Annotated in this window: 11 protein-coding genes; 5 read left to right on the top strand and 6 right to left on the bottom strand. The window is 69.1% G+C overall.

Annotation, left to right across the window (positions count from 1 at the left end; genetic code table 11):
- Positions 1–105 precede the first annotated feature (105 nt).
- On the top strand, positions 106–360 hold the full coding sequence (locus tag GBZ26_RS24315) for an HNH endonuclease (protein WP_174441054.1): 255 nt from the start codon (positions 106–108) through the stop codon (positions 358–360).
- A 16-nt stretch (positions 361–376) separates the two neighbouring features.
- On the opposite strand, the gene GBZ26_RS24310 is transcribed toward GBZ26_RS24315, so the two are convergent.
- Together GBZ26_RS24310 and serA are read right to left on the bottom strand one after the other, a co-directional pair.
- A complete protein-coding gene (locus GBZ26_RS24310; RefSeq protein ID WP_174441053.1) occupies positions 377–1,111 on the bottom strand; it encodes a hypothetical protein in 735 nt (244 codons plus the stop codon).
- A 53-nt stretch (positions 1,112–1,164) separates the two neighbouring features.
- Positions 1,165–2,412: a phosphoglycerate dehydrogenase gene (gene serA, locus GBZ26_RS24305; RefSeq protein ID WP_174441052.1), complete on the bottom strand. Its 1,248-nt coding sequence runs from the start codon at positions 2,410–2,412 to the stop codon at positions 1,165–1,167.
- Positions 2,413–2,620: 208 nt separating this feature from the next.
- On the opposite strand from serA, the gene arsC reads away from it, so the two are divergent.
- The gene (gene arsC, locus GBZ26_RS24300) at positions 2,621–2,962 is read left to right on the top strand and encodes an arsenate reductase (glutaredoxin) (protein ID WP_014240928.1); all 342 of its coding nucleotides are present in this window, start codon (positions 2,621–2,623) and stop codon (positions 2,960–2,962) included.
- Positions 2,963–3,904, top strand: coding sequence for a 50S ribosomal protein L3 N(5)-glutamine methyltransferase (prmB, locus tag GBZ26_RS24295; RefSeq protein WP_174441051.1), 942 nt, complete (start codon positions 2,963–2,965; stop codon positions 3,902–3,904).
- A 12-nt stretch (positions 3,905–3,916) separates the two neighbouring features.
- Here prmB and GBZ26_RS24290 read toward each other — a convergent pair whose 3' ends face one another.
- Entirely contained in the window at positions 3,917–4,507 is a 591-nt protein-coding gene (locus GBZ26_RS24290; protein WP_174441050.1) for a GNAT family N-acetyltransferase, read from the bottom strand.
- A gap of 356 nt (positions 4,508–4,863) precedes the next feature.
- On the opposite strand from GBZ26_RS24290, the gene GBZ26_RS24285 reads away from it, so the two are divergent.
- Entirely contained in the window at positions 4,864–5,202 is a 339-nt protein-coding gene (locus GBZ26_RS24285) for a hypothetical protein (protein WP_174441049.1), read from the top strand.
- A gap of 21 nt (positions 5,203–5,223) precedes the next feature.
- Here GBZ26_RS24285 and pssA read toward each other — a convergent pair whose 3' ends face one another.
- Both pssA and GBZ26_RS24275 read right to left on the bottom strand, forming a co-directional pair.
- Positions 5,224–6,132 (bottom strand): CDP-diacylglycerol--serine O-phosphatidyltransferase, encoded by a 909-nt coding sequence (gene pssA, locus GBZ26_RS24280; protein ID WP_051140309.1) that lies wholly within the window; start codon positions 6,130–6,132, stop codon positions 5,224–5,226.
- Positions 6,129–6,827 carry a phosphatidylserine decarboxylase gene (locus tag GBZ26_RS24275; protein ID WP_014240934.1) on the bottom strand — a complete coding sequence of 233 codons (699 nt, stop codon included), beginning with the start codon at positions 6,825–6,827 and terminating at the stop codon, positions 6,129–6,131. Before GBZ26_RS24275 ends, pssA begins: the two co-directional genes overlap by 4 nt.
- 127 nt (positions 6,828–6,954) lie before the next feature.
- On the opposite strand from GBZ26_RS24275, the gene GBZ26_RS24270 reads away from it, so the two are divergent.
- Positions 6,955–7,419 carry a hypothetical protein gene (locus GBZ26_RS24270; protein ID WP_014240935.1) on the top strand — a complete coding sequence of 155 codons (465 nt, stop codon included), beginning with the start codon at positions 6,955–6,957 and terminating at the stop codon, positions 7,417–7,419.
- An 18-nt stretch (positions 7,420–7,437) separates the two neighbouring features.
- On the opposite strand, the gene GBZ26_RS24265 is transcribed toward GBZ26_RS24270, so the two are convergent.
- Positions 7,438–8,108: LysM peptidoglycan-binding domain-containing protein (locus tag GBZ26_RS24265; protein ID WP_174441048.1), on the bottom strand; the 671-nt coding region annotated here is incomplete at its 5' end.

Below are 8,108 nucleotides of genomic sequence, written 5' to 3'. Positions count from 1 at the left end.
GTCCGCCGGGACGTGCAGTTGTTTATAAGAGCCACCCCCCCGCCCGGACTTCCCCTGCCCCCCCCTCCCCCGCCTCGTCCCCCTTGCCCGCTCTGCGGACGCCCGATGGTGCCCGGCCCCAGCCTGAACGAGCATCACCTGATCCCCCGCACCTACGGCGGACGGGACACGGTGACCATGCACCGCGTCTGCCACGCCAAGATCCACGCGGTGCTGAGCGAGGCGGAGCTGCGCGACCACTACCACACCATCGCCAGCCTGCGCGCCCACCCGGACATCGCCGCCTTCCTGCGCTGGGTGTTCCGCAAGCCGCCGGAGTTCATCGACCGCCACGCCTCCGGACGCGGGCGCCGACGGTGACGCGGCATTGCCCGGATCAGACGCGCCCGAGGTAGCGGTTGATCTCGCCGTTGCAGGATTGGCTGATGCGCTCGTACTCCGCCGGGGTGTCGATGCGGGCCTGGCGCGCGTTGCGCTCGCGCCCGAACTCCTCCATCAGCTGGCGCATCGCCGCCTTGATCGGCTGCTCGATCGCCGCCATGACCTGACGTTCGGAGCGGCCCTGGGCCGGGCCGGCGCGGCCGACCACCTCCTCCAGCCGGCGCTTCAGGACCGGCACATACTCGCGCAGAAGCTGCTCGTCCACCGTGACATGGCGCATCTCGTGGGCCAGGACCTCGCCGTGGATGCAGCTGCCCTGCGGCAGCTCGCGGGCGACATACACGGTCCGCTCGTCGTAGCCGAAGGTGACGGTCAGGGTCTGCGCCGCGCCGCAATAGCGGCCTTGCCCCAGCGACGCCGTCATGACGCCAGCCTGCCATTGCTGATTGTATTGAATGGCCGCCAACCCCAGCGTGTGGGAGTTGGCGATCCGCCCCGCGACGGGGCGCCGCCCCGGCTTCTGGGCCAATTGTCGGATCGACTGGCTGTAATCGGTGCGCAGCGGAGCGATCTGGAGATCAAGGACCACCCGGGCCGGCGCGAAGTCCGGACAGGCGGCGATCCCGCTCTGGGCGACCGCGGGCGACGCGAAGCGAAGCGCTCCCCCACCCAGGCACAGGAGCGTCAGGAGGCCGGCGCACAGACGCGGTCGAAAAAGGCGGAGGCTCATTCCGCCTATGTCGGTGCGGCCCCCGCCGACGGCAAGGGCCGCGGCGCCGGACCTCAGCGCTTGCCCGGATAAAGGAAGCGCGCCTTCAACGTGCCTTCGATGGTGCGCAGATCGCTCGCCACCTCGTTCTCGTCCACGTCGCCGTCGACATCCACCACGACGTAGCCCAGCTCCGGGTCGGTCTGGAGATACTGCGCGGCGATGTTCAGGTTGCGGCCCGAGAAGACCTCGTTGATCTTGCGCAGCACACCCGGACGGTTCTCGTGGACGTGCAGGAAGCGGGTGCAGCCGGCGTGGACGACCGGCAGGCCGACCTGCGGGAAGTTCACGGCGCCCATGGTCGAGCCGTTGTCCGAATACTCGATCAGCTTCTGCGACACCTCGGTGCCGATGTTGGCCTGGGCCTCCATCGTCGAGCCGCCGATGTGCGGGGTCAGGATGACGTTGTCGAGCCCGCGCAGCGCACTCTCGAACACCTCCTTGTCGCCGCCCGGCTCCTTCGGGAACACGTCGATGGCCGCACCCAGCAGATGCTTGTCCTTCAGGGCGGCGGCTAGCGCCTCGATCACCACGACCTTGCCGCGGGCGGCGTTGATGAGGTGGGCGCCCTTCTTCATGGCGCGGATCTGCGCCTCGCCGATCATGTCGCGGGTCTGCGGCGTGTCGGGAACGTGCAGGGTCACCACGTCGGACACCGCCAGCAATTCCTCCAGCGAGTGGCAGGGCTGCGCGTTGCCGAGCGCCAGCTTGTTCACGACGTCGTAGTAGCGGACCTTCATGCCCATCGATTCGGCCATGATCGACACCTGGGTGCCGATGTGGCCGTAGCCGACGATGCCCAGCGTCTTGCCGCGGATCTCGTAGGAATCCTTGGCCGACTTCATCCAGCCGCCGCCATGAACGAGGGTCGACTTCGAGAAGATGCCGCGCATCAGCATGATGATCTCGCCGATCACCAGCTCCGCCACCGACCGGGTGTTCGAATAGGGCGCGTTGAACACCGGGATGCCGAGTCGGCGCGCAGCCTTCAGATCGACCTGATTCGTGCCGATGCAGAAGCAGCCGACGCTGAACAGGCGGCTTGCGGCCTCCAGCACCTTGGCGGTCAGATGGGTGCGCGAGCGGATGCCCAGCATGTGGACGGACCCGATGCGCTCCAGCAGCTCCGATTCGTCCAGCGCGTGCGGCAGACGCTCCACGGTGGCGTATCCGCCATGCGCCAGCTCGTTGATGGCGTTGTCGTGAACGCCTTCGAGCAGCAGGATGTTGATCTTGTCCTTGGAGAGCGAGAGCTTCGTCACGGCCGGCATCCGTCGAAATGAATGGCCCCGCACGCGGCGGGCCGCCAATAATGCGAGGGCGCAAGGTAATGCCAAGCGCCGGCCTTGTCACGCGAGGGATGTTGCGCTGCCGCCGCCATTCCGCATGGCGGGTTGGCGCGGCACGCGGGGCGGGTGTATTCCTGCCACCGGCAATCACTGGGCCGGCAAGAGCGAGGGACAAACCCGGATGAGCGACGTCACCATCTACCACAACCCGCGCTGCACAAAGTCGCGCCAGACGCTGGAGCTTCTGAGGTCCAGGGGCGTCGAGCCCACCGTCGTCGAGTATCTGAAGACCCCGCCCGGCCCGGCCGAGCTGAAGGCCATCCTGGCCAAGCTGGGCAAGGGCCCGCGCGACATCCTGCGCGCCAAGGAGGCGGCGGAGGCCGGGATCGCCAAGGATCTCGACGGCGACGCCCTGATCGACGCATTGTCCGCCAACCCCGCCGCCATCGAGCGGCCCATCGTCGTCACGGGCGACAAGGCCCGTGTGGGCCGTCCGCCGGAAAGCGTTCTGGAGATCCTGTAAGTGACCAAGCCCTCCCTGGACCTCACCCCCGCCGACGCGGCGACCGAGCTGCGCACCGTCCGCGACCTGATCCGCTACGGCGTCAGCCGCTTCAACGAGGCCGACCTGGATTACGGCCATGGCACCACCAACGCCCATGACGAGGCGGTGTTCATGGTGCTGGAAGGGCTGAGCCTGCCCATCGACCAGCTCGACCCCTATGTGGACGCCCGGCTGACCCTGGCGGAGCGCCGCAAGGTCGCCGACCTGCTGCACGCCCGCGTGGAGACGCGCAAGCCGGCCTCCTACCTGCTGAACAAGGCCTACATCCAGGGCATTCCCTTCTATGTGGACGAGCGGGTGATCGTCCCGCGCTCCTACATCGGGGAGATCCTGTTCTCCGACCTGATCGGCGGCGACGACTTCACGCTGGTGGAGGACCCGACGGAGGTCGAACGGGTGCTCGACCTCTGCACCGGCTCCGGCTGCCTCGCCATCCTGGCCGCGCAGATCTTCCCGGAGGCCCATGTGGACGCGGTGGACCTGTCCGCCGACGCGCTGGAGGTGGCCAGGCGCAACGTCGCCGACAGCGGGTTCGAGGACCGCATCGCCCTGCACCACGGCGACCTGTTCGCGCCGCTGAAGAACCGCAAGTACGACGTCATCATCACCAACCCGCCCTATGTGGACGCCGAGGCGATGGCCAACCTGCCGCCGGAGTTCCGCCACGAGCCGCAGATGGCCCTGGCGTCGGGCGAGGACGGGCTGGACATCGTGCGCCGCATCCTCAAGGAAGCGCCCAAGCACCTGACGCCGGAAGGCGGCCTGCTCTGCGAGTTCGGCACGGGCCGCGAGATCCTGGAGGCCGAGTACCCGGACCTCGACTTCTTCTGGGTCGAGACCGCCAACAGCTTCGGCGAGGTCTTCTGGCTGACCCGCGACCAGCTGAAGCCGGGCAAGTAACCGGACCGCTGATCAGACCGGGCGCCGGAGCAGCACGCTTCCCCCCTGGTGCGGCAGCCGCTCGTGCCAGGGGATGTCGGCGCGGCCGATCTCGGTGAAGCCTTCCTTGGCGTAGAGCTGGCGGGCGTCGGCGTTGTCGGCCCAGACATGCAGCGTCACCCGGTCGAACCGGCCGCGGCGCGCCCGTTCATAGACCCAGGCGAGAAGCCGGGAGGCGATGCCGCGGCGGCGCCACGCCGGATCGACGGCCAGCGCCGACAGGAAGTAGCTGCCCCAGTCGTGCACCCGATTGAAATCTTCCATGTGGGCCAGCCGGTCGACGGGCAGCCCGCTGTAGTCCTGGGTCCTGATCCAGTCCACGGGATAGGCGTGGACGACCCCGACGATGCGCCCCGCCGCCTCCGCCACACCCGAATGGCGGTGGGAAAAGGACCCCGACGTGCCCGCCAGCCCCGGCACCAGCATCTCCGCCGCCGTCTGGCCGGGCACCAGCCCGTCGAGCAGGAATTCGTAGACGCCGCCGCCGGCCATGTCGATGAGCCGCGCCAGGTCCGGCGCGTCGTCCGGCTCGGCCGGGCGGATGTGGATGCCGTCGTCGTTCATGGCTTCGCGTGTCCTGATAAGAGCGTGATGTCCCTCTCCCGTCCCGGGAGAGGGTGCCCGCGACAGCGGGCGGGTGAGGGTCGAGCGGGGGATCAAGGCGCTGATCCTTGGCGACCCCCTCACCCTTCCCTCGCCTGCGGCGCGGGCCCCTGCCCTCTCCCGGGGCGGGAGAGGGAATTTTCCGACTCCATTGACCATGGCCGCCCATCGCCCTATCCTGACGCCCATGATGGACCGTCACCTTACCCTGGGTCTGCGAATTAGCAGCCCGGTTCTCGTGTGAGAGCCGGGGTTTTCGCGCGTCTGCAGGTCTGACCCTGCACTCATCGACTCAAAGACCAAGGTAAGAGCGATCCATGTCCACCGTCACGTTGCCCACCGTCACGCTGGCGGCGCCAGCCGCCGAATCCCGTCCGACCGATCCGAACCGTCTCGTCCGCTTCGCCGTGCAGGCCGATGCCGATCCCGGCACCCTGCCCCGCGTGCTGGAGCTGTTCGCCAAGCGCGGCCTCGTCCCGCTGTCGCTGAACAGCCGCCTGCTGGGCGAGACGCTGACCATGGAGGTCGAAATGACCGGCATGGTCGCCGCGGAGTCGAACCATGTCGGCAACTGCCTGCGCCAGATCCCGATGGTCCTGGCGGTCGCCGTGACCGAACGGACCCTGCCGCTGGACCTGCCCGCCGCCGCCGAGTGACGGCGACGGCAGGCCTGCCATTCAGTCGTTGGCCGTCTTCGTGACGTCGGCCGTCTTCGCGGTTTGCGACGAGGACGGCACGTCCGAAGCGGGGACGACCGTCTCCTCCGCCGGCGTCTCCTCCGTCTCCTTCATCAGCAGGGCGGCCTGTTGCAGCTTGCGGAACTGCGCCACCGAGAAGGGCAGGCTCGCCAGATAGGCCAGCCCGAGGAAGGCCAGCGTCCACCAGGGCTGGCTGACCAGCGAGGCGGCGAGCAGGCCGACGCCGACCAGACCCGGCACCACATACTGGGTCGGCACCCGCATGCCCTTGAAGGAGAAGGTGGGCAGCGTGCTGACCATCAGCCCGCCCATCGCCAGCGTCCAGGGCACGACGACGGCCGGGTGGCCGGCGATGTCCGGCCCGGCCTCGAAGCCGATGACCATGGGAAGGATGGCCAGACCGGCGCCCGCCGGGGCGGGAACGCCGGTGAAGTAGTTGAAGGCCCAGGGCGGCAGGTCGACGTCCAGGCGGGAATTGAAGCGGGCCAGCCGCAGCGCCGCGCAGACCGCGTAGGCCATGGCGGCGATCCAGCCCAGGCTGCCGGCGCCGTTCAGCGCCCACAGATACATCATGAAGGCGGGGGCCACGCCGAAGCTGATGACGTCGGACAGGCTGTCCAGCTCCGCGCCGAACTTGCTCTGCCCGTTCAGCAGGCGGGCGATCCGCCCGTCCAGCGCGTCGAAGATCGCCGCGATGACGATGCAGACGACCGCCTGCTCCCACCGCTCGTGCATGGCGAAGCGGATGGCCGTCAGGCCGGAGCACAGCGCCAGCACCGTCAGCACGTTGGGCAGAAGATGGTTGATCGACAACCCCTTCAGCCGCGGATGCGGACGGCGCGCCCGGCGCTTGCGGAACACTGCCGGCTTGAAGACCGGTCGCTTCATCGGCGGACATCCCCCTGCCGTTGCGGTTCGGTGGCGGTCAGGTCGGCCAGCACGGTCTCGCCGCCGATCGCCGTCTGCCCGACGCAGACCAGCGGAACCACGCCGTCCGGCAGATACACGTCGGTGCGGCTGCCGAATCGGATCAGGCCGAACCGCTCGCCCGCCTTGACCTCCTGGCCGGCCTTCACCCAGTAGAGGATGCGGCGGGCGACGAGGCCGGCGATCTGCACATAGGCAATCTCACGCCCGTCGGGAAGACGGTGGCGGAAGGCGGCGCGCTCGTTCTCCTCGCTGGCCTTGTCCAGCGCGGCGTTCACGAAGGTGCCCTTGTGGTACTCCGCCGCGACCACCGTGCCGTCCGCCGGCACGCGGTTGACGTGCACGTTGAAGACGTTGAGAAAGATGCTGACGCGGGTCAGCGGCTTGTCGCCCATGCCCAGCTCCGGCGGCGGAACCGCGGGAACGATCATGGTCACGCGCCCGTCGGCGGGGCTGACCAGCAGGCCGGGGCGCGTCGGCGTCACGCGATCGGGATCGCGGAAGAAATACACGCACCACAGGGTGAGAACGAGACCCAGCCAGCCCAGCGGCTTCGCCACGGCAAGCCCGAGAATCAGGGAGACCACGGCGAAGGCGGCAATGAAGGGCCAGCCGGCGCGGTGGATCGGAACGACTACGGTGTTGAGGGCGGACATCGCCGGTTACTTCAGCCTCGGATCGTTGGAGCGGCGCATTCTAGACAGCATCCCCCGCCCTTTACAGAATTTTAGCAGGGAAGGTGGAGAGTGACGCCACCGCCACCACAGGAATGAGCGAGCCCCCGTGTCCGTTCCCGCCGCCCGCCTTCAGGCCATGCCGTCGCTCGCGCAGGTCTCGCAGACCGCCCTGCCCTTCAGCCCCGACACCTTCGTGATGACTCCCGAAGGCGTGCTGGGCATCGCCCAGCCGCCGCGCCCGGCGCGGCTGCACTTCATGGCCGATGGGCTGCCCTTCAGCATCGCCGTCGGCTTCGACGGGGAAAAGTCGCGCTCGCAGGTGTGGGCGGAGATCGGCCACATCCCCTACACCGCCCAGTCGCCGGAGCGGCGGCGCCAGCTCCTGGCGATCCTGCGCGGCATCCAGGACCGGCGGGGCACCCGCTTCCTCGTCCAGGAGGGCCAGAAGATCCTGCTGTTCTCCGAGGCGGAGTTCGAGGGGCAGGCGACGCCGGAGGATCTGATCCACCAGACGGTGGTCGCGCTCCAGCAGGCGCGCCCCTTCCTGCGCCTGCTCGCTCCTTACCTGTAAACTCAGTTCGAGACCGGCCTAATTTGAGACCGGCAGGGCGAAGATCTGGCCGGGATAAATCAGGTCCGGGTCGCGGATCTGGCCGCGGTTGGCCTCGTAGATCAGCGTGTACTGCACGCCGTGCCCGTAGGTGGAGCGGGCGATCCGCCACAGGCTGTTGCCGGGCTGGACGACCATCGACCGGCCGTCGGGCAGGTTGGCCGGAACCTCCGACACCTGAACCGGCAGCTCGACGCGGGCGGTGACCTTGCCCGAGTCGGTCACCTGATCGGCGCGCAGCGTGTAGACGCCCGGCGGCACGGCGCGCTCCGGGCGCAGGCGCCACTGGCCGTTCGGGTCGGTGTGGGCGCTGCCGACCAGAAGATTGTCGAGATAGAGCTGCACGGCGCTTCCCGGCTGCGCCCGGCCGCCCATGGCGACCTGCCCCGAGGCGTCGTAGTCCATGCTTTCCAGCGACACGCCCCCCGGAGGCGGCGGGGCCGCCACGCCGCGGGTCACCGGGGCGGCCGGCCCCTTCGGAGCCTGCAGGATCGTGCTGCCGCCCCGCCCGTCGCCCAGCCCATCACGCGGCATGGCGACGGCCAGCGGACCTGCGGGGGCTTCCGAAGACGCCCCGCCGGTGGCCGGCGGCGGGTCGGGCACCACGACCACGACGACGCGCTCCGACGGCGTCGGCTCGGCGGCGGGGG

The organism is Azospirillum formosense, assembly GCF_013340925.1.
Taxonomy (GTDB): domain Bacteria; phylum Pseudomonadota; class Alphaproteobacteria; order Azospirillales; family Azospirillaceae; genus Azospirillum; species Azospirillum formosense.
Note: the sequence above shows the minus strand (reverse complement) of the source record. Positions and strands in the feature narration are given on the sequence as shown.

Excerpts from the sequence above, each read along its gene's own strand:
- GBZ26_RS24275 (WP_014240934.1), bottom strand. The coding sequence starts at position 6,827 with ATGTCCGCCCTCAACACCGTAGTCGTTCCGATCCACCGCGCCGGCTGG.
- GBZ26_RS24315 (WP_174441054.1), top strand. The coding sequence starts at position 106 with ATGGTGCCCGGCCCCAGCCTGAACGAGCATCACCTGATCCCCCGCACC.
- pssA (WP_051140309.1), bottom strand. The coding sequence starts at position 6,132 with ATGAAGCGACCGGTCTTCAAGCCGGCAGTGTTCCGCAAGCGCCGGGCG.
- GBZ26_RS24290 (WP_174441050.1), bottom strand. The coding sequence starts at position 4,507 with ATGAACGACGACGGCATCCACATCCGCCCGGCCGAGCCGGACGACGCG.
- arsC (WP_014240928.1), top strand. The coding sequence starts at position 2,621 with ATGAGCGACGTCACCATCTACCACAACCCGCGCTGCACAAAGTCGCGC.
- GBZ26_RS24310 (WP_174441053.1), bottom strand. The coding sequence starts at position 1,111 with ATGAGCCTCCGCCTTTTTCGACCGCGTCTGTGCGCCGGCCTCCTGACG.
- GBZ26_RS24285 (WP_174441049.1), top strand. The coding sequence starts at position 4,864 with ATGTCCACCGTCACGTTGCCCACCGTCACGCTGGCGGCGCCAGCCGCC.